The sequence below is a fragment of the Caulobacter sp. ALps2 genome, assembly GCF_058681635.1.
This window is the reverse complement of record NZ_CM178743.1, coordinates 2,278,849-2,299,820: the sequence shown is the minus strand read 5'-3', so window position 1 is coordinate 2,299,820 and position 20,972 is coordinate 2,278,849. Positions and strand designations below refer to the sequence as shown.

Annotated in this window: 25 protein-coding genes; 9 read left to right on the top strand and 16 right to left on the bottom strand. The window is 67.7% G+C overall.

Annotated features, from left to right (window positions below; translation table 11 throughout):
* Window positions 1-23 precede the first annotated feature (23 nt).
* The 4 genes from ACW173_RS11025 to ACW173_RS11010 are packed head-to-tail and all read right to left on the bottom strand — an operon-like array spanning window position 24 to window position 4,820.
* The gene (locus ACW173_RS11025; protein ID WP_492085333.1) at window positions 24-2,363 is read right to left on the bottom strand and encodes a GH92 family glycosyl hydrolase; all 2,340 of its coding nucleotides are present in this window, start codon (window positions 2,361-2,363) and stop codon (window positions 24-26) included.
* A gap of 40 nt (window positions 2,364-2,403) precedes the next feature.
* Window positions 2,404-3,114: an aspartate/glutamate racemase family protein gene (locus tag ACW173_RS11020; protein WP_492085332.1), complete on the bottom strand. Its 711-nt coding sequence runs from the start codon at window positions 3,112-3,114 to the stop codon at window positions 2,404-2,406.
* Between the two features lie 48 nt (window positions 3,115-3,162).
* Window positions 3,163-3,888, bottom strand: a complete 726-nt coding sequence (locus tag ACW173_RS11015) for an ABC transporter permease (protein ID WP_492085330.1) — start codon at window positions 3,886-3,888, stop codon at window positions 3,163-3,165.
* Window positions 3,888-4,820: an ABC transporter ATP-binding protein gene (locus ACW173_RS11010; protein ID WP_492085328.1), complete on the bottom strand. Its 933-nt coding sequence runs from the start codon at window positions 4,818-4,820 to the stop codon at window positions 3,888-3,890. Before ACW173_RS11010 ends, ACW173_RS11015 begins: the two co-directional genes overlap by 1 nt.
* Window positions 4,821-4,927: 107 nt before the next feature.
* Between ACW173_RS11010 and ACW173_RS11005 the strand changes: the two genes are divergently transcribed.
* Window positions 4,928-5,431, top strand: a complete 504-nt coding sequence (locus ACW173_RS11005) for a DUF2975 domain-containing protein (protein ID WP_492085326.1) — start codon at window positions 4,928-4,930, stop codon at window positions 5,429-5,431.
* Window positions 5,431-5,670 carry a helix-turn-helix domain-containing protein gene (locus ACW173_RS11000; RefSeq protein WP_492085325.1) on the top strand — a complete coding sequence of 80 codons (240 nt, stop codon included), beginning with the start codon at window positions 5,431-5,433 and terminating at the stop codon, window positions 5,668-5,670. Before ACW173_RS11005 ends, ACW173_RS11000 begins: the two co-directional genes overlap by 1 nt.
* Window positions 5,671-5,676: 6 nt before the next feature.
* On the opposite strand, the gene ACW173_RS10995 is transcribed toward ACW173_RS11000, so the two are convergent.
* Together ACW173_RS10995 and purE are read right to left on the bottom strand one after the other, a co-directional pair.
* Window positions 5,677-6,762 carry a 5-(carboxyamino)imidazole ribonucleotide synthase gene (locus ACW173_RS10995; RefSeq protein WP_492085323.1) on the bottom strand — a complete coding sequence of 362 codons (1,086 nt, stop codon included), beginning with the start codon at window positions 6,760-6,762 and terminating at the stop codon, window positions 5,677-5,679.
* Between the two features lie 6 nt (window positions 6,763-6,768).
* Entirely contained in the window at window positions 6,769-7,251 is a 483-nt protein-coding gene (purE, locus tag ACW173_RS10990; RefSeq protein ID WP_492085322.1) for a 5-(carboxyamino)imidazole ribonucleotide mutase, read from the bottom strand.
* Between the two features lie 223 nt (window positions 7,252-7,474).
* On the opposite strand from purE, the gene ACW173_RS10985 reads away from it, so the two are divergent.
* The 3 genes from ACW173_RS10985 to ACW173_RS10975 all read left to right on the top strand — a co-directional run bounded on the left by ACW173_RS10985 (window position 7,475) and on the right by ACW173_RS10975 (window position 10,419).
* On the top strand, window positions 7,475-8,191 hold the full coding sequence (locus tag ACW173_RS10985) for a GGDEF domain-containing protein (protein ID WP_492085320.1): 717 nt from the start codon (window positions 7,475-7,477) through the stop codon (window positions 8,189-8,191).
* A 95-nt stretch (window positions 8,192-8,286) separates the two neighbouring features.
* Window positions 8,287-8,649, top strand: a complete 363-nt coding sequence (locus ACW173_RS10980) for a response regulator (RefSeq protein WP_492085319.1) — start codon at window positions 8,287-8,289, stop codon at window positions 8,647-8,649.
* A 63-nt stretch (window positions 8,650-8,712) separates the two neighbouring features.
* Window positions 8,713-10,419 (top strand): M61 family metallopeptidase, encoded by a 1,707-nt coding sequence (locus tag ACW173_RS10975; RefSeq protein WP_492085317.1) that lies wholly within the window; start codon window positions 8,713-8,715, stop codon window positions 10,417-10,419.
* Here ACW173_RS10975 and ACW173_RS10970 read toward each other — a convergent pair.
* From ACW173_RS10970 to ACW173_RS10960, 3 genes are read right to left on the bottom strand one after another with little or no spacing between them, the layout of a single operon-like run.
* Entirely contained in the window at window positions 10,416-10,643 is a 228-nt protein-coding gene (locus ACW173_RS10970; protein WP_492085315.1) for a YdcH family protein, read from the bottom strand. The genes ACW173_RS10975 and ACW173_RS10970 overlap by 4 nt on opposite strands.
* A gap of 60 nt (window positions 10,644-10,703) precedes the next feature.
* Window positions 10,704-11,165 (bottom strand): TIGR02444 family protein, encoded by a 462-nt coding sequence (locus tag ACW173_RS10965; RefSeq protein ID WP_492085314.1) that lies wholly within the window; start codon window positions 11,163-11,165, stop codon window positions 10,704-10,706.
* 5 nt (window positions 11,166-11,170) lie between these two features.
* Entirely contained in the window at window positions 11,171-11,812 is a 642-nt protein-coding gene (locus ACW173_RS10960; RefSeq protein ID WP_492085313.1) for a UbiX family flavin prenyltransferase, read from the bottom strand.
* A gap of 130 nt (window positions 11,813-11,942) precedes the next feature.
* On the opposite strand from ACW173_RS10960, the gene ACW173_RS10955 reads away from it, so the two are divergent.
* Window positions 11,943-12,116 carry a YdcH family protein gene (locus ACW173_RS10955; protein ID WP_492085311.1) on the top strand — a complete coding sequence of 58 codons (174 nt, stop codon included), beginning with the start codon at window positions 11,943-11,945 and terminating at the stop codon, window positions 12,114-12,116.
* Between the two features lie 82 nt (window positions 12,117-12,198).
* Here the strand turns inward: ACW173_RS10955 and ACW173_RS10950 are convergent, their stop codons facing one another.
* Window positions 12,199-12,912 carry a DUF1013 domain-containing protein gene (locus tag ACW173_RS10950; RefSeq protein WP_492085309.1) on the bottom strand — a complete coding sequence of 238 codons (714 nt, stop codon included), beginning with the start codon at window positions 12,910-12,912 and terminating at the stop codon, window positions 12,199-12,201.
* A gap of 141 nt (window positions 12,913-13,053) precedes the next feature.
* A complete protein-coding gene (locus ACW173_RS10945; RefSeq protein ID WP_492085307.1) occupies window positions 13,054-14,028 on the bottom strand; it encodes an NAD(P)H-quinone oxidoreductase in 975 nt (324 codons plus the stop codon).
* A 76-nt stretch (window positions 14,029-14,104) separates the two neighbouring features.
* Here ACW173_RS10945 and ACW173_RS10940 point away from each other — a divergent pair, with 76 nt between their 5' ends.
* A complete protein-coding gene (locus ACW173_RS10940; protein ID WP_492085305.1) occupies window positions 14,105-14,311 on the top strand; it encodes a DUF1192 domain-containing protein in 207 nt (68 codons plus the stop codon).
* Between the two features lie 316 nt (window positions 14,312-14,627).
* Window positions 14,628-15,137, top strand: coding sequence for a protease adaptor protein RcdA (gene rcdA / locus ACW173_RS10935; RefSeq protein ID WP_492085304.1), 510 nt, complete (start codon window positions 14,628-14,630; stop codon window positions 15,135-15,137).
* 125 nt (window positions 15,138-15,262) lie between these two features.
* Here the strand turns inward: rcdA and ACW173_RS10930 are convergent, their stop codons facing one another.
* Entirely contained in the window at window positions 15,263-15,952 is a 690-nt protein-coding gene (locus tag ACW173_RS10930; RefSeq protein WP_492085302.1) for a COQ9 family protein, read from the bottom strand.
* A gap of 182 nt (window positions 15,953-16,134) precedes the next feature.
* On the opposite strand from ACW173_RS10930, the gene rpsU reads away from it, so the two are divergent.
* Window positions 16,135-16,368, top strand: a complete 234-nt coding sequence (gene rpsU, locus ACW173_RS10925) for a 30S ribosomal protein S21 (protein WP_198576648.1) — start codon at window positions 16,135-16,137, stop codon at window positions 16,366-16,368.
* Between the two features lie 75 nt (window positions 16,369-16,443).
* Here rpsU and ACW173_RS10920 read toward each other — a convergent pair whose 3' ends face one another.
* Genes ACW173_RS10920 through ACW173_RS10905 form a run of 4 tightly spaced genes read right to left on the bottom strand, consistent with a single transcriptional unit; the run spans window position 16,444 to window position 20,693 of the window.
* Window positions 16,444-17,874: an ABC transporter permease gene (locus tag ACW173_RS10920; protein ID WP_492085301.1), complete on the bottom strand. Its 1,431-nt coding sequence runs from the start codon at window positions 17,872-17,874 to the stop codon at window positions 16,444-16,446.
* Window positions 17,871-18,800 (bottom strand): ABC transporter ATP-binding protein, encoded by a 930-nt coding sequence (locus ACW173_RS10915; protein ID WP_492085299.1) that lies wholly within the window; start codon window positions 18,798-18,800, stop codon window positions 17,871-17,873. The genes ACW173_RS10920 and ACW173_RS10915 overlap by 4 nt, the downstream gene beginning before the upstream one ends.
* Window positions 18,801-18,834: 34 nt before the next feature.
* Window positions 18,835-19,791: an alpha/beta fold hydrolase gene (locus tag ACW173_RS10910; RefSeq protein WP_492085298.1), complete on the bottom strand. Its 957-nt coding sequence runs from the start codon at window positions 19,789-19,791 to the stop codon at window positions 18,835-18,837.
* 59 nt (window positions 19,792-19,850) lie between these two features.
* Window positions 19,851-20,693: a M23 family metallopeptidase gene (locus tag ACW173_RS10905; RefSeq protein WP_492085296.1), complete on the bottom strand. Its 843-nt coding sequence runs from the start codon at window positions 20,691-20,693 to the stop codon at window positions 19,851-19,853.
* Window positions 20,694-20,972 lie beyond the last annotated feature (279 nt).

Here is a 20,972-nt window from a genome sequence, read left to right as displayed (position 1 = left end):
GATGACGGTGGTGGTTGGGGCCCCTACCGATACTCCGTCATCGACGTCGGACGATCCCCCACCTTCGTCGCCCAGGTCTTGTTCGGCGTCGCGCTCATCGTGAAGACCAGCTCGCCGCCGGCGATGATCTCCTCGTGCCGCAGGAAGGCCCTCGTCAGGGGTTTGCCGTTCAGGGTGACCTTGGCGACGTACGGCTTCGCATCCGTCAGCCCCCGCGCCCGCACCGTGAAGCGCTTGCCGTTGGGCAGGTTCAGCGCCGCACTGTCCACAAAGGGGCGGCCGATGGCGTACTCGTTCGAGGCCGGGGTCACCGGATAGAAGCCCAGGCTGGTGAACATCAGCCAGGCCGACATCTGGCCCAGGTCATCGTTGCCCGACAGGCCGTCCGGGGTCGGCTGGTACTGGCTCTTGATGATCTGGGTCAGGCGGCCTTGCGTCCGCCACGGGGCGCCGGCGTAGTTGTACATATAGGCCACGTGGTGGCTGGGCTCGTTGCCGTGGATGTACTGGCCGATCAGGCCGGCGATGTCCTCGGCGTGCGAGTAGTCGATCTTCGAATTGTCGAAGTCGAACATGGCGTCCAGCTTCCTGACCGTCGCCGCGTCGCCGCCCAGCGCCGTGACCACCCCGCCCAGGTCCTGTGGCGCGAACCACGAATATTGCCAGGCGTTGCCCTCGGTATAGTCCGAGCCGTAGTTGATGGCGGTCGGGTTGAACGGCTCGCGATAGGTCCCGTCGCTCTTGCGGGCCCGCAGGAAGCCGGTGTTCAGGTCGAAGCTGTTGCGCCAGTAGCCGGCGCGCTTCTCGAAGGTCCTGGCCACGTCGGCCTGCCCCATGTCCGCCGCGACCTTGGCGATGGTCCAGTCGTCATAGGCGTATTCGACCGTCTTGGACGCCGCCTCCGGCTCCTTGTCGATCGGAACGTAGCCCAGCTTCATGTAGTCGCCGAGACCGCCGTAGGGCGCGTAGGTCGCGCTCTTGACCATGGCGTCCAGGGCCGCCTTGCCGTCATAGCCGCGGATGCCCTTCATCCAGGCGTCGGCGATGACTGGCACGGCGTGGTAGCCGATCATCGTCCAGGTCTCCTGACCGTGGAACTGCCAGACCGGTAGGATGCCGTAGGGGCTCTGCTTCTGCGAGGCGATCAGCGAGTTGACCACGTCGTTGGTGTAGTCGGCCGGCTGGACCAGGGTCAGCAGCGGATGCTCGGCCCGGAAGGTGTCCCACAGCGAGAAGGTCGAGTGGAAGGTGAAGGGCCGGCCGTCCAGCTTGCCCTCGTGCACCTGGTCGTCGGGACCCCGGTAGCGGCCGTCGGCGTCGGCGAAGACGCTGGGGGCCAGCAGGGTGTGATAGAGCGCCGTATAGAGGGTTTTCCGCATCGGAGCCGCGGCCTCGATGTCCACCGCCCCCAGGGCCTTCTCCCAGGCCGCCTTGGCTCGGCCGCGCTGGGCGTCGAAGTCGAAGGCGGGCTCGTCGCTGGCGAGGTTGGCGATCGCGCCATCCTCGCTGACCGACGACAGCGCCACCTTGACGGTCAGCGGCCCGTCGATCTGGCCAAAGTCGAACACCCCGACCAGCGCCCGGCCCTGGACCTGGGCGCGATCCTCTGGCGTACGACCGGGCTGGGCGAAACCCTTGTAGGGGATGTCGGCCTCGCGGTTGTGGAACTGCTGGCCGACCAGCGGACGGTCGAACTTGATGGCGAAGAACAGCTTGCGCCCCGGCGCCCAGCCGCGCGTCTCGCGATAGCCGGTGATCGTCCCGTCCGGGGCCACGCGCAGCCGCGACCACAGCACCTTGCCCGGATAGTTGTAGATCGAGCTGCGCAGGTCGATCAGCACCTGGGCGCGCTGGCCCTTCTCGAAGGTGTAGCGATGCAGGCCGGTGCGCAGGCCCGCCGTCAGCTCGGCCCGCACGTGGCTGTCGTCGAGGGTGACGGCGTAGTAGCCCGGCTGGGCGACCTCGGTGTCGTGGCTGTAGCGCGAGCGGTAACCCGAGCCCGGCTTGTCGGCCTCGCCCGGCTCCAGCTTGGCCTCGCCGCTGACCGGGGTCAGCAGGATGTCGCCAAGGTCCGAGTGCCCCGCGCCCGAAAAGTGGGTGTGCGAGAAGCCCAGGATCGTCGGATCACCGAACCGGTAGCCGGCCGCGCGGGCATAGCTCTGCTTGAACGGCAGGATGTCGGTGTCGGGGCTGAGCTGCACCATGCCGAATGGAACCACGGCGCCCGGGAAGGTGTGACCATCGCCGCCCGTGCCGATGAAAGGATCCACCGCCTCGTAGGCTGTCTGGGCCAGGACAGGGCTCGCCGCCAGGATCGAGAGGCTGGCGAGCAGGGCGAGGCCCGAAACAAGACGAGGGCGCATGGGGTGACTCCGCAACTAGAGCGAAGCGGCACCCTATCGGCTAGGCGGCGCCATTCAAGGCGCGGTCGACGGCCGCCATGGCGTGCAGAGTCGTGGTGTCGAACACTGGAACCGAGCTGTCGGCCTGGGAGATCAGCAGCATGATCTCGGTGCAGCCCAAGATGATCGCCTGGGCGCCCCGCTCAACCAGCCGCCCGATCACCGCCCTGTAGACCTCGCGCGAGGCGTCCAGCACCTGTCCGGTGACCAGTTCCTCGTAGATGATCCGGTGCACGTCGGCGCGATCGCCCTCGTCAGGCGTCAGCACGGTCAGACCGTGCTTCTTCTCCAGCCGGCCGCGATAGAAATCGTGCTCCATGGTGAAGGCCGTGCCCAGCAGGCCCACGGTCGTCAGGCCCGCCGCCTTGATCGCCGCGCCGGTCGGATCGGCGATGTGCAGCAGCGGGATATGGACCGCCGCTTCGATCTCGTCGGCCTCGCGGTGCATGGTGTTGGTGCAGAGCACCAGGAAATCGGCCCCGCCCGCCTCCAGCGCCCGCGCCGCGTCGGCCAAGCGCCGCGAGAGCTCCGGCCAGCGGCCGGCGTGCTGCAGGTGCTCGATCTCGGCGAAGTCGAACGACCACATCAGGGTCCGCGCCGAGGCCACGCCACCCACGCGCTCGCGCACCGCCTCATTGATCAGCCGATAGTACTGGGCCGAGCTTTCCCAGCTCATGCCGCCGATCAATCCGATGAGCGCCTGGTCCGTCATGGCTCCGCCTCTCCTGCCTGAGAGCGTCCTAGAGAGACCGACGCGGCGTTACAACACCTCGCGCCGCGCCAGGTGCAGGACGGCCAGCACCAGGACCACCGCGCCGAGGCCGCCGCCCAGGGCCAGGGCCGTCTCCACCCGCCAGGCGTCCTTGGCCAGCATGTTGACCGGCATCTGCCAGGGGAAAAACACCCCCTCCTTGGCCGAGGTCGCCACGACCGAGAAGAAGGTCCCGCCGATGCCCAGCGCCAGGGCCGGCACGAAACTCGCGAAGCGCAGGGCGGTCCAAAGCTGGATAGCGATCAGCAGGGTCGCGGCCGCCACGACCTTGGCGTTGACCAGCAGCAGCTTGGCCACGTCGAGCTCGCCGGTGGGCGCGATGGCGGGCTTCACGACGCCGACCAGCGAGAGCGCCCCCCAGGTCAGCAGCAGGTTCAGGCCGGTCATGACGATGACGATGGCGATCACGCACAGGGCCTTGGCGGCGTAGATCCGCCAGCGTGGAATCGGTAGGGCCCGCAGATGATCCCAAGCGCGCGGGCCATGCTCCATGTGCGCCACCAGCGCGGTCAGGGCCGTCACGCTCATCGGCAGCATGAAGAAGGCCCAAACGGTGGTCGAGCCCTCGAAGAACATGTTCCAGGGGCCGGCCCGCGCGCCTCGCAGGGCGACGAAGAACAGGAAAAAGGCGATCAGCGACGGCGCGGCCAGGGCCAGGACGGCGGCCAGCGACCGGTTCAGCTTGCGGATTTCCACGGACAGGACGGCGAGCATCAGACGGCCTCGACTTGGCGTTGGGGCGCGGAAACCTGGCGGTAGATGTCCTCCAGGGACCGATCGCGGGGGCCGATCGCGAAGACCGGCAGGCCGGCCTGGACCAGGGCGCGGTTGAGAGCCGCCGCCGCTTGGTCGACGTCGTCGCCGGGGCGCAACGGCGCGATCAGGCCGGTCTCGGATTGGACGGCGACCAGGTCGTGGCTGGCCAGCAGTTCCGCGGCCCGCGCGTCGTCGCCGGTCCGCAGGACGATCTCGGGCGCAAGGTCAGCCTTAAGCCGGGCCAACTCGCCCTCTAGCACGAGGCGACCGTCATTCACGACGCCGACATGGGTGGCGGTCTGCTCGATCTCGCCCAGCAGGTGGCTGGAAAGCAGCACGGTCGCGCCGGTGCGCTCGGGAAGGCTCTTGAGAAAGCGGCGCATGTCCGCGATGCCGTCGGGATCCAGGCCGTTGGTCGGCTCGTCCAGCACCAGCACCGGCGGCGCGCCCAGCATGGCGCGGGCCAGGCCCAGGCGCTGGCGCATCCCTAGGGAGTAGCCGGCGACCTTGCGGCCGGCGTCGGCCCGCATCTCGACCACCTCTAACACGCGCTCGATCTCGCCGGCGGGCAGGCCCAGCAGGGTGGCGGTCAGGGCCAGGTTCTCGCGGCCCGTCAGGTTCGTGTAGAAGCCGTGCGCCTCCAGCAGCGCCCCGATCTTGCGCGCCGCGCCGATGCGATCGCGGACGACGTCCACGCCCAGCACCCGCGCCGTCCCGGCGGTGGGACGGATCAGGCCCAGCACCATCTTCAAGGTCGTGGTCTTGCCCGCGCCGTTGCGGCCCAGGAAGCCGTACACCGCCTGCTCGGGCACGGTCATGGACACCGCCTCGACCGCCAGGCGGCGGCCGAAACGACGGGTCAGGCCTTCGGTCTCTATAGCGGCGGGCATGGGTCGCGGCGCCCCTTTCCGGGGAGAGTTCGTTTAAGTCAGATATAAAGTTGCGGACACATCGCCTTTAAGTCAAGATTAAAGACGAGACAGGATTGGAGGCCGCCGTGAGCGCGAAGGACATCGAGAATTTCCGCCGCATGTGCGGCCAGTTCCGCTGGCTGGCGGTGTTCATGGTGATCAGCGTCGGCTTGCTACTGGCCTTGATGGCCTGGGTCGCGCCGTTGCTGCTGATGGCGCTGCACCGGCCATCGGCGCCCACGCCGGCCAGGATGCTCGCCACGACGATCCAGTACGCGCCGGCGGCCTGCTACCTGTTCGGGGTGTGGTCGATCGGTCAGGCGCTGGGGGAGATCGCCAAGGGCCGGCTGATCCAGGCCGCCCTGCCGTCGGCCCTGCGCCGTGTCGGCCTGGCCCTGGGGGTCGGCGGCGTGGCCAGCGTCTTCGTGGTCATCAACCTGATGCGGCTGGTCGGCGCGGACAAGCGCAGCTATCTGAACTTCGACGTGGCCGGCATGACGCTCGGCATGATCGGCGGCGCCCTGTTCCTGCTGGGTCGCGTGATGGACCAGGCCCTGGCGGCGCAGGCCGAACTGGACGAGATGATCTAATGCCCGTTCGCGTCACCCTGGACGCCCTGATCGTCGCCAAGGGCCTGAAGGCCCGCGACCTGGCGGCCGAGGTGGGCCTGAGCGAAACCCAGCTATCGCTGTTCCGCTCGGGCAAGGTCAAGGGCATCCGCTTCCGCACCCTGGCCCGCCTGTGCGCCGCCCTGGGATGCCGCCCCGGCGACCTCCTGGACTACGACTTCGACGCCGCCGATTTGGCCGTTCCGGACGAGGACGACTGAGCGCCTCTAGTCCTTCAACGACCGTAGCCGGTTGACGTGGCCCATCTTGCGGCCCGGGCGGGCCTCGCCCTTGCCGTAGAGGTGGACGCGGGTCTCGGGCTCGGCGGCCAGCTTGCGCCAGGCGTCGACGTCGGCGCCCAGCAGGTTGGTCATCTCGACATGGTGGTGCGGCGCGGTCGGGCCCAGCGGCCAGCCGGCGACGGCGCGGATATGCTGCTCGAACTGGTCGACCTCGCAGCCGTCCTGGGTCCAGTGGCCGGTGTTGTGGACGCGCGGGGCGAATTCGTTGACCAGCAGCTTGCCGCCGGCCAGTTCGAACAGCTCGACGCCGATGACGCCGACATAGTCCAGGGCCGTCAGGATCTTGGCGACGATGGCCTCGGCCTGGTCGCGGGTCGCCGGCGTGATCTTGGCGGGAGCCACGGTGCGGCGCAGGACGCCACCTTCGTGATGATTCTCGCTGACCGGATAGCAGGCGATCTCACCATCGCGGCCGCGCGCGGCGATCACCGACAGTTCGCGGCCGAAGTCGGCGGGCGCTTCCAGGATCGCGGCTTGGCGGCCGATCTTGTCGAACGAGGTCTCGGCGTCGGCGGCCCTCTGGATCCAGGCCTGACCCTTGCCGTCATAACCCTCGCGGCGAGTCTTCAGCAGAGAGGGCGCACCGATCTTGGCCACGGCGGCGGCCAGGCTGTCGCTGTCATGCACGGCGGCGAAGGCCACGGTCGGCACGCCGATCTCGGCCAGGAAACTTTTCTCGACCACCCGATCCTGAGCGGCGGCCAGGGCCTTGGCGCCCGGCGAGACCACCGCGCCGAGGGCGGCGAGCTCCGAGACCGTGTCGGCCGGGACGTTCTCGAACTCGTAGGTAACGACGTCGCAGGCCTCGGCCAGGCGCTTCAGGGCCCAGCGGTCGTCATAGGCGGCCACGATCTGGCGCGCGGCGACGCGGCCGGCGGGCGAGCCTTCCTCCGGATCCTGGATGACCACGTCGAAGCCCAGGCGGGCCGCGGCCAAGGCCAGCATGCGACCCAGCTGTCCCCCGCCGAGAATGCCGATGGTCGAACCAGGAACCAGGGGGAAGGAGGCCATCGTCTGTTAGTCCTCGACGCTCTCGGCGACGCTGTCGGTCTGGGCGGCGCGGAAGGCCGACAGGCGCTGGGCCAGGGCCGGGTCCGACAGGGCCAGGATCTGGGCGGCCAGCAGGCCGGCGTTCTTGGCCCCGGCCTCGCCGATCGCCAGCGTCGCCACCGGGACGCCGCCCGGCATCTGGACGATCGACAACAGGGAATCGAGCCCGCTCAGCGCCTTGGATCGCACCGGCACGCCCAGCACCGGCAGGTTGGTCATCGAGGCCGCCATGCCTGGCAGGTGCGCCGCGCCACCGGCTCCGGCGATGATCACCTTGTAGCCGGCGGCTTCCGCGCCCGTGGCGAAGTCGAACAGGCGTTGAGGGGTGCGATGGGCGGAAACGACCTTGGCCTCGTAGGCCACGCCCAGGCTGTCCAGCGCGTCAGCCGCGCCCTTCATGGTCGGCCAGTCCGAACGGCTGCCCATGATGATGGCGACAGGTGGTGTCATCGCGTCTTCCCTGGGCGCGGTGAATGAAGGCCGCCCCGTATGCGCCTCACCCCATCCGCGCAAGTGCAAAACGACACAAGGCGTACAGAGCCAACAGCAAAGATCGCCCATAGGTCGAGCCTGCGACCCTTTGCGCGTGTGACCAATCAGCACCCCGGATTGAAACGAACGCCGTTCCCGTTAACCATAGCGCAGCTGTGCCATATCGATTCCCCCTAAGGTCATGAAGATTACCGGCGCCCGGACCGAACCTTTCGCCGCTATCCGCAAGCGCGCCCTCGCGCGCGCCGGAGCCCAGGTGGCGAGCCGAGAAGTCTCCGCGCCAGACAGCGCCGCCTTCCTCGGCCTCACCGAGGCGGACCTGACGCCGCAGGTGGTCGAGGCGTTGAAAACGCTGATGACCGAGATCGATGACCTGCGGAACGAGGTCTCGGCCCTGAAGCTGCGTTTGAACGAGGCGCAGGGCCTGGCCGACATGGACGCCCTGACCCCGGTGCTGAACCGCCGCGCCTTTCTGCGTGAAACCAAGCGTGTCTCGGCCTTCGCCCAGCGCTACGGCTCTTCGGCCAGCCTGGTGTTCTTCGACCTCGACAACTTCAAGAGCGTCAACGATCGCTTCGGCCACGCGGCCGGCGACGAGGCGCTGAAGGCGGTGGCCAAGCGCCTCCTGGCCAATGTCCGCGAAAGCGATCTGGTCGGCCGCATGGGCGGCGACGAGTTCGCCGTGTTGCTGGCCCAGGCCGACAAGGAAACCGCCCTGGCCAAGGCCCAGAGTCTGGCCGACGCCATCCGCTCGCAACCAGTGGAATTCGGCGAATGGTCGGCTCCGCTGCACGTCTCGTTCGGCGTGCGCGAGATCGAGCCCGGCGTCGATCCGGAAGTGTCCCTCGCCGAGGCCGACGCCGCCATGTTCGTCCGGAAGCGCAAGCAGGCGGTCTGACAACCGGCGGTTATGCGACCTTATCGCACGGCGACGTGGACCCGTCCCACGCGGTAACACGTTCATAGTCTGTTAAGCATGGCTGGGCGGGTTACATGCAGCGTATTCTGGTCGCCGAGGACGATCCCGTCCTGTCGATGATTTATGAAATCACCCTGACCGAGGCGGGTTTCGACGTCCTGCTGTGCCAGGACGGCCAGGAAGCCTTCGAGGCCCTGGACAGCTTCGCGCCCGACCTGGTGATCACCGACCATTCGATGCCCCGCATGAGCGGCGGCGAGCTGGTCAGCGCGGTGCGCAAGGCGCGTCCGGGCGCGGTGACCCTGATGGCCTCGGCTTGCGACGCCCGCCTGCTGAAGGCCGACCAGCACGCCGACGCCCGCCTGGAAAAGCCGATCACCCCTGGCCGGCTGCTGCAGGCCGTCCGCGAACTGGAAGCGACGCAGATCGCCGCGTGAAGAAACTTTAAGCTGACCGGCTCCCGGCGGCGCCCCTAGGGTAGCGCAACTGGGGGACGTCGCTTGATCACCAAAGCCTTGCTGGGCGGCGCTGTCGCCGCCCTTTCCGCCGCGCAGGCCCTTGCCGCGTCGCCGCCGACAGACAGCTACCGCCTCGCGCCGGTGATCGAGAACGGCAAGGTCACCGCCTTGTCGGTGACGATCACCCTGCCCGCCGACGCCGATGGCGAGACCCGCTTGCGCCTGCCCCAGGACTGGGGCGGCGGCGAGAAACTCTGGCGCTTCATCAAGGACCCTGTCGTCACCGGCGGGACGCTGTCGAGCGCCGACGAGAAGACATGGACCATCACGTCCAAGCCCCGCGCGCCTCTGACCGTCCGCTACCGCGTGATCAGCGCCTATGAGGGCGAGCCGCCGGCCGACAGCCCCAACTACGGCCAGCCGATCGTCGGGCCCGACGGGTTCTATGTGATCGGCCACACTGTCTTCGTGACGCCGCAGGGCCGCGACAAGGACAAGGCGCGCTTCAGCTGGGATCCGGCCGGCTCGGGCCTCGTCTTCGCGTCCGACCTGGAGGACCTGGCCCGCAAGGCCGGGATGATCGACGACATCAGCGACAGCGTCGCCGTGGCCTACAAGGATCTGACCTTCCTGGAGCGAGACGCTGGCGGCGCGCCGCTGCGCCTGGCCGTGCGCGGCAAGTTCGCCTTCACGCCCGCGGCCTTCGCTGACATGGCCGCCCAGACCATCACGGCCAGCCGCGCCTTCTGGGGCGACGGCCAGGAGCCGTTCCTGATCACCCTGGTCGACCAGAGCGCGCCGCCCGGCTGGACCACCTATCGCGGCTCGGGCCTGGGCGACGCCTTCGCGGTGATCTCCAGCCGCAACGTGCCGCTGGACACCTACAAGCTGTTCCTGGCCCACGAGTATTTCCACACCTGGAACTCGAACCGCACGGGCGGCCTCAAGGAGGGTCCAGAGGAGCCGCTGGGCTACTGGGTCAGCGAAGGCTTCACCGACTACTACGCCCGCAAGCTGTCGCTCCGTTCGGGCTTCGTCGATCTTGAGACCTTCGTCGCAGCCTGGAACGCCGTGCTGGAGGCCTATGCCGCCTCGCCCGCCCGGGCCACGCCGAACGCCGACATCGCCGCCCGGTTCTGGAGCGACAGGGCCATGCAGAAGCTGCCCTACCAGCGCGGCGCCCTGGTCGCCCTGCTGCTGGAGGCCCGGCTGAAGGCGCAAGGCGGCCTGGATCCGGTGATGCTGGCCATGCGCGACTACGCCAAGGGCCGCGACCCGGCCGAGTGGGACCACGCGGCGGCCAGCCTGCTGCCGCGCATCGTCAAGACCCGCACCGGCGTGGACCTGACACCGGAGATCGACCGCTGGATCGTCAAGGGCGAGCCGATCGTCCTGCCGCCCGACGCCTTCGGCGGCTGCCTCACGGTGGAGGCGTTTAGCCGGCCGGCCTACGAACTCGGCTTCGACAGCGACGCCAGCGCCAAGAGCGGCGTGATCACCGGCGTGCGGCCCGACGGTCCGGCCTATGCGGCGGGCCTGCGCGACGGCATGAAGCGGCTGGAACGCCGGGGCGGCAAGGTCGGGGACAGTTCAGTGGAGGTCGCCTACGTCGTCGAGGACGCCGGCGCGCGACGCACGATCCGCTTCAAGCCCGAGGGCAAGGCGATGCTGGACTTCCAGCGCGTCCTCATGCCCAAGGACCTGACGCCCGAGGCCCGCATGGCGTGCGTGAAAGCGGTTGCCGGCTAGGCGATGATGTCTGGGGTGAGCTGATCTTCCAGCCGGCCGATCTCGTCCTTGAGGCTCAGCTTCTTCTTCTTCAGGCGCGCGATCTGCAGCATGTCGGGCTGGTAGCGTTCTTCCAGCGCCTGGATGGCGTCGTCGAGGTCCTTGTGCTCCTCGCGCAGGTCGGCGAGGCGACGTTCGATCGCGATGTCGGTATCGTCCGACGGATCATCGTCGTTCATGGACATATCTCTGGTGGGGCCCGCTCAGGTTGATAGATAGCAAAGGCTGACAGCGGGTAAAGGCGCTCAGCCGGCTTGTTTTTCAAGGGCGACGGCCAGCTTTTCCAGCGCCGAACGACGCGGCGGATCGCCGGAAGCTTCAGCGGCGGCCGCGAGCCCCTCCAGAACCGGGATCGGCGCGCCCGGCGGACCGCTCAGCGCTTCCAGGCTTTCCATCAGCACCCGCTCACCTTTCAGCTCGACGGCTTTCACCGCGTCGCGCAGCGCCTCCTTGAGCGCCTCGTCGACGGGAGGACGCGCGGGCTTCAACGCCCGGCGCACGCCGCGCAAAGGCGCGCCGACCTCGGCGTCCCAGGCGCGCATCATCTTGGCGGCGTCCTTAAGGTCGGCCATACGCCCCTCCCCGGCCATCCAGGCGGCCCAGAGCAGGTACGGCACGTTCTGGCCATGGGCGTCCTGCAACAGCAGGCAGGCCTCCGCGACAGGTTGTCGCGCATAGGCTTCCAGGGCCCAGTCCCACAGCCTCATACGCGTTAACCCTCGCTCTTGCCGGAGATCGTTTCCCCAATGGTCTTCAGGTCCTCGCCCCAACGCTTCACGGGCTTCCAGGCTAGGTCGAACAGGTCCAGCGCCCGGCCCACCGACTGGTCGACCATCTCGGCGATCGTCGCGGGCTTGGCGTAGAAGGCCGGCAGCGGCGGGGCGATCACCGCGCCCATCTCGGCCAGCTTGGTCAGGGTGCGCAGATGGCCCAGGTGCAGCGGCGTCTCACGCACCATCAGGACCAGGGTGCGACGCTCCTTCAAGGTGACGTCGGCGGCCCGGGTCAGCAGCGAAGACGTCACGCCGGTGGCGATTTCGCTCATGGTCCTGACGGAACAGGGGGCGACGATCATGCCCAGGGTGCGGAACGAGCCGGACGCGATCGCGGCCCCCACATCGGCCGCGCGGTGCACGACCTCGGCCTTGGCGTTGACCTCGGCGACGCTGAGATCTGCCTCCTGGGCGAGCGTCAGCGCCGCGGATTTGGACACCACCAGGTGGCTCTCGACTCCCAGTTCGCGCAGCGCATCCAGGGTTCTGAGCCCATAAATCACGCCCGAAGCGCCGGTGATCCCGACCACCAAACGCGCCCGATCCTTGGGGCGATCAACGGTCTCCGAAACTTCGGTCATGGTGAATTTTCGTCCGTCTTGGGAGCAAATCGCGCCACGTCAAGCGCCGCCGCTTGCAATCATATGTGATCTGACAGCGTCGCGCAGCGGGTGTTCACTTTCTTCTCCAACAGCAATGGAGCCGAGAGCCATGGCCATCGAATCCCGTATCCGCGAGCTTGGATCCCGTCACGAGGTCCTCGATCGCAAGATCCAGGACGAGACCAGTCGACCCAGTAGCGATGGAACGATGCTTAGGGAGCTTAAGCGGCAGAAGCTTCGGCTGAAGGAGGAGATCGAGGGCCTGAGGGCGCGACTTCATTAGCTGCTAGCGGCAGCCGAAAAAACACGAGGCCCCGCTCCGGCAAGGAGCGGGGCCTCTGCTTTTTGTACCGCTGGCGCGAGGATCAGTCCTCGTCTTCCTCGTCCACATAGCCCGTCGACTGGCCGAACACGTCCTCGGCCTTGAGGTCGCCGCGCTTGGCGCGGAAGTCTTCTTCCTCTTCCTCGACCTCGGGCTCGAACTGGCCGGCTTCCGAGGCGGGGCGCAGGGTGGGGTCTTCCGGCAGGATGCCCTTCTTCAGGTCGTCCTTGGCCTTCTTTTCGGCCGCCTTCTTGACCAGCGCGTCCAGCTCCAGCTGACCGACCAGGCCCAGGGTCACCGGATCGATCGGCTTGATGTTGGCCGCATTCCAGTGGGTGCGGGCGCGGACCTGCTCGATCGTGGCCTTGGTGGTGCCCAGGATCTTCGAGATCTGAGCGTCGGTCACTTCGGGGTGGTGGCGCAGGAACCAGGCGATGGCGTCAGGACGGTCCTGGCGGCGCGACACCGGGGTGTAGCGCGGGGCCTTCTTCTGCGGCTTCAGCAGCTCGGCGTGACGGCTGACCTGGGCCTTCATGCGGTAGGCGTCGTTGGCCTGGGCCTTGTCCAGCTCCTCGCGGGTCAACTGACCGTTGCCGATCGGGTCGGCGCCGCGGATGTCGCGCGCCACTTCACCGTCGGCGATGCCACGCACTTCCAGCGGGTGCAGACCGCAGAAGTCGGCGATCTGCTCGAAGCTGAGAGAGGTGTTGTCCACCAACCAGACGGCGGTCGCCTTGGGCATCAGGATGTCGGACATGCGGTCCTCCAGAAATGACGGCGCCCGGCCTTTCGGCCGGGCGGGATGTTGGTCAACGCTATAATCCCGTTCTCGCGAAAAGGGAACGGGGATCAAGCAAACTTCAACAGCGCCAGAGCTTTCAGCCGTCCCTAGTCTTCCCTAGACCGTCAGGACCACCTTGCCCACGTGCTCCCCGGCTTCCAGGTGCGCATGCGCCTTGGCCGCATCCGCCAGAGGGAAGGTCGCGTCGATCAGGGGCTTCAGCTTGCCCGCCGCCACCCAGGGCCAGGCCACGCGCTCGACCTCGGCGGCCAGGCGAGCCTTCTCGTCTGCCGAGCGGGGGCGCAGGGTCGAGCCAGTGATCACGGCGCGCTTCTGCATGACCTTCATGACCGGGACCTCCAGCACCGCCCCGCCCAGGCTGGCGATGTAGACGATACGGCCGCCCACGTTCAGGGCGTCGAGGTTCTTCTCGAAATAGCTGGCCCCGACCATGTCCAGCACCACGTCGGCGCCGCCAGCCGCCTTGACGATCTCGGCGAAGTCCTCGGCCTTGGTGTCGATCGCGATGTCGGCGCCCAGTTCCAGAGCCTTGGCCTTCTTGTCCGCGCCGCGTCCCGTGGCGATGACCTTGGCGCCCGCCGCCTTGGCCATGGCGATCGCCGTTGTTCCGATTCCGGACGTTCCACCATGAACCAGAAGCGTCTCGCCGGACTTCAAGGCGCCATGCTCGAACACGTTGGCGAAGACGGTGAAGACGGTCTCGGGCAGGGCCGCGGCTTGGATCAAATCCAGGTCGCCTGGGATCGGCAGCGCATGGCGGGCGTCGACCGCCACATATTCCGCATAGCCCCCGCCGCCCACCAGGGCGCAGACCTTGTCGCCGACCCGCCAGCGACCGGCGCCGACCACGACCTCACCCGCCACTTCCAGGCCCAAGGTCGCCGGCGCGCCCGGCGGCGGCGGATAGAAGCCCATGCGCTGCAAAAGGTCCGGGCGGTTCACACCGGCCGCGGCGACCTTGATCAGGATCTCGCTCGGTCCCGGCTTGGGACGCTCAAGCTGGACGGCTCGCAGAGACTCGGCGGGTCCTTTTCCGCCCTCGATCGCGATCGCCGTCATTGTCTGCGCCATGGGTGCGGATCCTCGTGAAGCTTGCCTTGGGAGCTAGGTAGGGGTCAGATATCCAACGGAAAAGGGAGAAAAGCCGATGTTCGAAGAGCCTGCGGAACCCCGCGCCTTCAGCGGACGTGCTTTGAGCGAGACGACCCACGAGGATCTGGAGATCTACGGCGTCGCGGAACTTGAGGAGCGGATCGAGGCCCTGCAGGCCGAAATCGAACGCACCAAAGCCTTTCTGGCCAAGAAAAAAGCCGGTCGCGACGCGGCGAATGCGCTGTTTGGTCGCCTGGACTAAGAGCGTGGCAGGCGAAAGTGTATAGCGGTTTCGCCGCCCGCCACGCTCTCACTATAAGAATTTAGAATCTGTCTCTCCGTTTTGGATCGCGATCCAAAACGGAGAGACAGATTCTAAGGGCTCTTTTAAGGTTTCGGTGAGGTTACTGGCGTCTTAAGCGTTCATCCGCTTTCGGACGCAACTCTACAGTAAGAGTATCGTCGGTTCGAAGGGGGGGGCGGGTCGCGAAACGGGACGGTTGGGTTTGGCACGGGCGTTGCAGTTCCGTCACCAAGCGAGACGTCCTCGCGGCCTTTCGAAGGGGCATTGAGTAGCTATGACCGAAGTGAACGCGTTCGCGGACACGCCTTGGCGCGCCGGAGTGATCCAGGACTTCGCGCGATCGGAACTGTTCGACCGCACTTTCGAAGAGGGCATGCAGCTGGTCGAAGAGACCGCCGCCTATCTCGACGGGGCTGGCCGGCATGACAGCAAGGTCCTCTCGCGCAACGCCGCCCTGGGCTATGCGACCGAGAGCATGCGCCTGACCACCCGCCTGATGCAGGTCGCCTCGTGGCTGCTGGTCCAGCGCGCCGTCCGCGAAGGCGAGATGCCGCCGGAAGCCGCCTGCGCCGAAAGCTACCGCCTGGGCGAGGAAGCCACCGGCGAGGCTCCGGCCATCGAGGAGCTGCCCTTCGGCCTGACCCACCTGCTGACGCGCTCTGAGCGCCTGTACGAGCGGGTCCGTCACCTGGACCGCCGCATGTACGTGGAATCGCCGAACGAAGAGGCTCCGCGCCCCGTGCAGGCCCACTTCGATCGCCTGACGGCGGCGTTCGGGGGCTGAGGCTAAAATCTGCTCCCCTGCTGGGGGAGCTGTCGCGAAGCGACTGAGGGGGCCATCTCGGCCTAAGCCGCGCAGCCCCCTCCGGCCCTCTGGGCCACCTCCCCCAAAAGGGGAGGAGATTGGACCTACTTGCCGTAGCGCATCCGAGCGAGAGCCGAGACGGCCTCGCTCGCAAGATCCATCGGCTTCAACCCCGCCTTCCACTTTTCGAAGGCCATGACGTTGTCGATGCGCGCGTCGAGGTGCGTCAGGGCCGAGACGCGGCCCGAGGCCAGGTCGACGGCCAGGGTCGAAATGAGAATCCCCGACAGGATCGCCCGCTTCGAATAGTGGTTCTCGTCGGTCGCGGTGTCGCCGGCCCAGCGCCAGATCACGTCGGCCGATTCCCAGGTCAGCCGCAGGGCCAAGGCCAGGTTGGTCGGAAAGGCCAGGAAGGCGGCCAACGGGCGCATCACATCCGCGTGCTCCTGGGCCGCATCGAGCCGGGCGACGACGCCCTCGCGGATGCGCTGGCGAATTTTCAGGGCGGCGACATCGAACTGATTCAGGCGAGCCAGCGCCACCGCGTCATGGCGTCGCGACAGCAGAGCCGCCAAGTCGCGCGGCCCCTCGGGCAGCAGTAATTGGCCCTCGGCCTCGGAAAGGCCCGCCGCCGCCAGGGCGCGCGAGACGAGTCCGCTGTTCCAGCCGGCTTTCGGCGCCAGGCGCAGGGCTTCATCCAGCACGCGCTGCTCGGCTTCGTCGGCCCAGCTTCGGCCCTTCGGGCGCGAAGCTTGACCGGTGGTCTCAAGGGCGGTTTGCGCGGTTTCGCTCATGAATCCGAGTCTACACCGAGGTTTAAGCCGCGTCGCGCATGGACAGCGGCCCTCCGCTCTGCTATCAGCCCCGCCTCATCGCCTGGGAGCACCCCTCTCAGGTTACCCGGTTTTGTTCGCCCGCCCGGCCCCTCAAGAGGGACTTGGGAATATTGGTCGGGCTGTCGAATGGAGAGATACCCCTGGTCCAGATTTTCGTCCGCGACAACAACGTCGATCAGGCGCTGAAGGCCCTGAAGAAGAAGATGCAACGCGAAGGCTCGTTCCGCGAAATGAAGCGGCACGTGCACTATGAAAAGCCGTCGGAAAAGCGCGCTCGCCAAAAGGCTGAAGCCGTCCGTCGCGCTCGCAAGCTGGCCCGCAAGCGCGCCCAGCGCGAAGGCCTGCTGCCGATGCCGAAGAAGCCGGCCCGGTAAGACCGGACCTCTTCACATCGTTGAAGATTTCGAAGGCCGCGCGGCGATCCGCGCGGCCTTTGTTGCATTCGGGACCTAGCCAGCCTGCCGCCTGGCGATCAGCTTGATCAGCGTCTTCAGATCGACCTTTCCCGTCGCCAGGGCGCCGACGTGGAAGGCCCGGGTCGAGAAGGCCATGATCGCCGCCGTAGTCACCAGCATCAGCACCGCCGTGCCCAGCACCTGAACCAGCGGCGGATCGCTGGCGATGCGCACCGGCATCAGGAATGGCGTGAAGGGCGGAACCCACGACAAGGCGCTGAGAATCGGCGCCTCGGGCGAGCGGATGGCCTGGCCCATGAAAAGCACCGGGATGGTCATCACCATCATGATCGGGCCCAGCAGGGTCTGGGCGTCGCGCTGGCTCTCGCAGAAGGCCCCCACGCCGGCGAACAGCGCCGCGTACATCAGGTAGCCGCCGATTAGATAGGCGCCGAAATAGAACACCAGCCCCTTGCCCAGCAGCACGGCCGCCAAGTCGCCGGCAAGGCCCGGGGCGAAGTTGATCAGGGCCAGCCAGCCGCCCATCGCCCACACGCCCAGCACCGTCAGCGTCAGGCCCGCCACACCCAGGATCTTGCCGCCCATGATCTCGGGGACCGAGGCCGAGGACAGTAGCACCTCGAGGATCTTGGACGACTTTTCCTCGATCACGCTGTTCAGCAGGATGCTGGCCCCGGTCAGGATCATCGACCACAGCAGCATGCCGGCCGCGAAGCCGACGATGGTCGGCAGGCGATCGCGCAGACTGACCTTCTCGCCCGAGGCGGCCTTGGGCGACAGGCTGTTGAAGGTCGGTTTCAACGCGTCGGCGGTCCTCAGCGTCTGGGGCGAGACGCCAGCGCGGGCCAGGGCCCGCTCGCGCATGATCTCGCCCACGGCGGCCTTCAGGTCGTTCTCCAGCACGGGCGCGCCCAGATTGCGGCTCCATAGGTCCATCACGACGGCGTCGTCGCGCCCGCTGAGGATCAGCACCGAATCGAGACGCTTCTCGCCCACCTCGCGGCGGGCCACGAGCCCGGCCACGCGCGGGCTGACCGCGGCTTGAGCCTCGGCGGGCGGAGGCAGGACGATGACCTTGGCCCGGGGCGCCTTGTAACGGGCGGCCGCCGAAGGATTGTAGCGGGCGAGGACCGCTCGGCCGGCCGCGTCGCCGCCGGTCTCCTGAGCCTCGCGGACCTCCTCCCGCGCCTTGGGACCGGCCGCCGACAGGGCCGCGGCGCGCAGGGCGCGGGCCCCATCGCGATTCTGATTCTCGACGATGACCTTGGCCAGGGCGGGACCGAAGGTCTGGCCGGTCAGGTCGACGATCGCCAGGCGTTCGGGCTTGGCGGACTTCATCATCATCATCGGCGCCAGGGCGCTGATGCCGATCACCAGCGGCAGGGCGATGATCGACAGCCAGAAGCCCACGGTGCGGACATAGGCCAGGTACTCCCGGCGCGCGATCTTCAGCAGGCGGCTCATGCCTGGCCTCCCGTCAGGACGATGAAAGCGTCGTGCAGGCTGGGCTCCTTGAGTTCGAACCGTCGCAGCGACAGGTCACGGGCGAAGGCGGCCTTCAGGGCGTCGTGGCCGGTTCCAGCCCCCAAGCCATTTGGCGGCAGCACGGCCACGTGCCGCCAACCGCCGTCTGGCAGGGTCTCGGAGGTCACCGCCCCCAGGCCCGGCAGGGCCGCGACCTGTTCGGCCGAGAGGTCGCCCTCCAGCACCAGGGCGCGGGGCGCCGCGCAGCGGGCGGTGGAGACGTCGCCGTCGAACACCTTCCGACCGCGCGCCATCAGCACGACCTTGTCGCACAGACGTTCGGCGTGCTGCATCACGTGGGTCGAGAACAGCACCGTGGCCCCGCGCGCGGCGATCTCGCGGATCATCGCCTCCAGGGCCTGCTGGTTCACCGGATCCAAGCCCGAGAACGGCTCGTCCAGCACCACCAGCTCCGGCTCGTGAGCCAGGGCCGACAGCAGCTGGACCTTCTGGGCCATGCCCTTCGACAGCTCCTTGATCGGCTTTTTCATGGCGTAGCCCAGGCCCTGGGCCTCCAGCATCGCCTTGGCCCGCTTGCGCCCCTCGGCCTCCGGCACGCCCTTCAGGCCCGCGAAGAAGGCGATGGCGTCGATCGGGGTCATGCGCTTGTAGAGGCCGCGCTCCTCGGGCAGGAAGCCGATCCGCTCACGGACCTTTTGGGCGTCGTCGCCGCCCAGCACCGTGATCCGGCCCGCGCTCACCGGCAGCAGGCCCAGGATCATGCGGATGGTCGAGGTCTTGCCCGCGCCGTTGGGGCCCAGGAACCCGGTGATCCGGCCGGCTGGAACCTCGAAACTGACGTCTCGCACGGCATGGAAGTCGTCATAGGTCTTGCTGACGCCCTCCAGGCTGACGGCGCTGACCATGGAAACCTCCCGAATCGGACCCTTCTTAGTTGTATCAGTCGTTCTTGTAGGCGTCGGCCACGAAGGCGACCGCGCGAACGATGTGGTCGGCGAAGCGGCGGCCGATCAACAGGGTGTGAGTCGCGGCCTCGACGTGATCGACCAAGCCGCGCCGCGAGCGACGGGCCGGTCCAGCCTGCATTTCCTTGCGCAGCTCGCGACCCGCCACCGGACCGGCGGTGACCACGGCGACGGGCCACTTGGGGTCGAAGTCGGGCTGCTGGGCGGCTTGGTCCGAGGCCTGCTTCCACAGCCCGACCTCCTCGGCCGAGACGCGGTTGTGGCGGCCATTGGCGAAGGCCCAGCCCTTCTCGGCCTTGGCGGCCGGCGGCAGGTCGATCTTGTCGCCCAGGCGCGTGTGGACCAGCGGCTTGTAGAGCCCAAGCGAGGCTCCGCGCGCGGCCCACTTGGAGGCGCTGGCGAAGGCCTTGATAAAGCCCTGCATCCGCGGATCCTGGGCGGCCTCCGGCGTGGCGGCGTCGACCAGGACGATGCCCGCCACCTTGTCGGGATTGCGCCCGGCATATTCGCGCAAGCGCAGGCCAGCCATCGAGTGTCCGACCAGGATGTAGGGCCCGGGTTCGCCGGAGGCGGCGACCAGTTTCTCGAAATCGGTGACGATGGCGACGCCGTCACGGGGGCTGGGCCCCTTCGGCGAATAGCCCATGCCGGCCCGGTCATAGGCGCACGAGCGCCAGCCGGCGGCGGTCAAGGCCTCTTGGGTTCCACCCCAGTCGGCGGCGAAGCCGAAGGCGCCGGCCTCAAGCCAGATGACGGGACGGTCGCTCTTGGGGCCTTCGCACACCAGCCGCAGCTTGCGATCCGGCTCGATCTCGACCAGTTGGCCCCGCATCTTGGGCGCTCCGGCGGCGCTCACCAGCCCGCCCACGGCGATGTACGAAACCAACAGCAGGGCCAAGCCCGCGACGCCACGACCGAGAAACTGGATCATACTGTCCAATGTAGTGACGCTTTGCGACGCGTCGAGACGCGTTGCGATGGGAACGGAGTTTAGGTCGTCATGCCCGGCGAAGCGCTCACGGGCTGGGCGGCCGGCGCCGGAACCGTGGCGACCGGGATGGTGGCGCGGACGCGGCCATTCTTCAGTCGGGCGACCTTGACGCCCCCCTTGGCGGTGGCGGTCTTGCCGGTAACACCGGGTGGCCACTTCGAGACGGTGGCCACGTGGACCTTGCGCGAGACGCGGCCGGCGGCCTTCAGCGGCAGGTCCGAGGCCTCGGCGAAGCTCCGGTCCAGGAAGAAGGTGGGGTTCAGGGCCTTGTCCCCCTTGCGGATCTCGAAATGCAGATGCGAACCCGTCGAGCGGCCCGAATTGCCGACGAAGGCGACCGTGTCGCCGCGATGCAGATAGGCGCCGCGCTTGACACCCGCCGCTGGCTTGGCGAGGTGGGCGTAGAGCGTCGTCAGGCCGCCCTTGTGCATCACCAGGACGTAGCGGCCGTAACTGGGGCTGAGACCTGTTGTCTTGACCACGCCGTCGGCGGCGACCTTGACCGCCGCGCCGCCGGGCGCGGCGATGTCGACGCCCTCGTGCAGGCGGCCGTTCTCTTCCCACGGAAGCTGGCGCAGGCCGAACGGCGAGTTGATCACCCGGCCGGGCAGCGGCGCACCGAACTGGAAGGCGGGCGGCGGCGTCTCGGGCTCGGCTTCCTTGGCCTTGGGCGCGATCGCCACGATGGCCGGAGTCGGATCGGCGACGGGCGCGGTCCCCGCCACCCATTCGCCCAAGGCCATCGCTCCGTTCAGGGTCCCGGCCATGGCGGCGACACCCAGCATGGTGAAAAAGGCGATGCGCAGGTGTTGAGGCGGGAAAGCCAGGCTCTTGGAGATCAAACCGCTACCTCTTCGACGTTCGGTCAGTCGAGAGGACCGCGCGCGGACGGCTTTACTCTCATACCTGACCTTTCGGCTTGGTGAATGGCGGAGGTCTATGACGGTCGCGTGGGGCGAAAACAGGGCGCAGCTTAACCATTCGCTAACCACGCCGCCCAACTCGACGCCCATGCTCAATATAGAGCCGAACATTACACGAAGTTTATCTCATTACATGCCCGTCATTTCTTTAATTACACGTCATGAATGAGTCGTAACGGGACTTCGAGAACTCTGGGG

Coding starts and splice junctions, on each gene's coding strand:
- ACW173_RS11025 (WP_492085333.1), bottom strand. CDS start 2,363: ATGCGCCCTCGTCTTGTTTCGGGCCTCGCCCTGCTCGCCAGCCTCTCG.
- ACW173_RS11020 (WP_492085332.1), bottom strand. CDS start 3,114: ATGACGGACCAGGCGCTCATCGGATTGATCGGCGGCATGAGCTGGGAA.
- ACW173_RS11015 (WP_492085330.1), bottom strand. CDS start 3,888: ATGCTCGCCGTCCTGTCCGTGGAAATCCGCAAGCTGAACCGGTCGCTG.
- ACW173_RS11010 (WP_492085328.1), bottom strand. CDS start 4,820: ATGCCCGCCGCTATAGAGACCGAAGGCCTGACCCGTCGTTTCGGCCGC.
- ACW173_RS11000 (WP_492085325.1), top strand. CDS start 5,431: ATGCCCGTTCGCGTCACCCTGGACGCCCTGATCGTCGCCAAGGGCCTG.
- ACW173_RS10995 (WP_492085323.1), bottom strand. CDS start 6,762: ATGGCCTCCTTCCCCCTGGTTCCTGGTTCGACCATCGGCATTCTCGGC.
- purE (WP_492085322.1), bottom strand. CDS start 7,251: ATGACACCACCTGTCGCCATCATCATGGGCAGCCGTTCGGACTGGCCG.
- ACW173_RS10985 (WP_492085320.1), top strand. CDS start 7,475: ATGAAGATTACCGGCGCCCGGACCGAACCTTTCGCCGCTATCCGCAAG.
- ACW173_RS10980 (WP_492085319.1), top strand. CDS start 8,287: ATGCAGCGTATTCTGGTCGCCGAGGACGATCCCGTCCTGTCGATGATT.
- ACW173_RS10970 (WP_492085315.1), bottom strand. CDS start 10,643: ATGTCCATGAACGACGATGATCCGTCGGACGATACCGACATCGCGATC.
- ACW173_RS10965 (WP_492085314.1), bottom strand. CDS start 11,165: ATGAGGCTGTGGGACTGGGCCCTGGAAGCCTATGCGCGACAACCTGTC.
- ACW173_RS10960 (WP_492085313.1), bottom strand. CDS start 11,812: ATGACCGAAGTTTCGGAGACCGTTGATCGCCCCAAGGATCGGGCGCGT.
- ACW173_RS10955 (WP_492085311.1), top strand. CDS start 11,943: ATGGCCATCGAATCCCGTATCCGCGAGCTTGGATCCCGTCACGAGGTC.
- ACW173_RS10950 (WP_492085309.1), bottom strand. CDS start 12,912: ATGTCCGACATCCTGATGCCCAAGGCGACCGCCGTCTGGTTGGTGGAC.
- ACW173_RS10945 (WP_492085307.1), bottom strand. CDS start 14,028: ATGGCGCAGACAATGACGGCGATCGCGATCGAGGGCGGAAAAGGACCC.
- ACW173_RS10940 (WP_492085305.1), top strand. CDS start 14,105: ATGTTCGAAGAGCCTGCGGAACCCCGCGCCTTCAGCGGACGTGCTTTG.
- rcdA (WP_492085304.1), top strand. CDS start 14,628: ATGACCGAAGTGAACGCGTTCGCGGACACGCCTTGGCGCGCCGGAGTG.
- ACW173_RS10930 (WP_492085302.1), bottom strand. CDS start 15,952: ATGAGCGAAACCGCGCAAACCGCCCTTGAGACCACCGGTCAAGCTTCG.
- ACW173_RS10920 (WP_492085301.1), bottom strand. CDS start 17,874: ATGAGCCGCCTGCTGAAGATCGCGCGCCGGGAGTACCTGGCCTATGTC.
- ACW173_RS10915 (WP_492085299.1), bottom strand. CDS start 18,800: ATGGTCAGCGCCGTCAGCCTGGAGGGCGTCAGCAAGACCTATGACGAC.
- ACW173_RS10910 (WP_492085298.1), bottom strand. CDS start 19,791: ATGATCCAGTTTCTCGGTCGTGGCGTCGCGGGCTTGGCCCTGCTGTTG.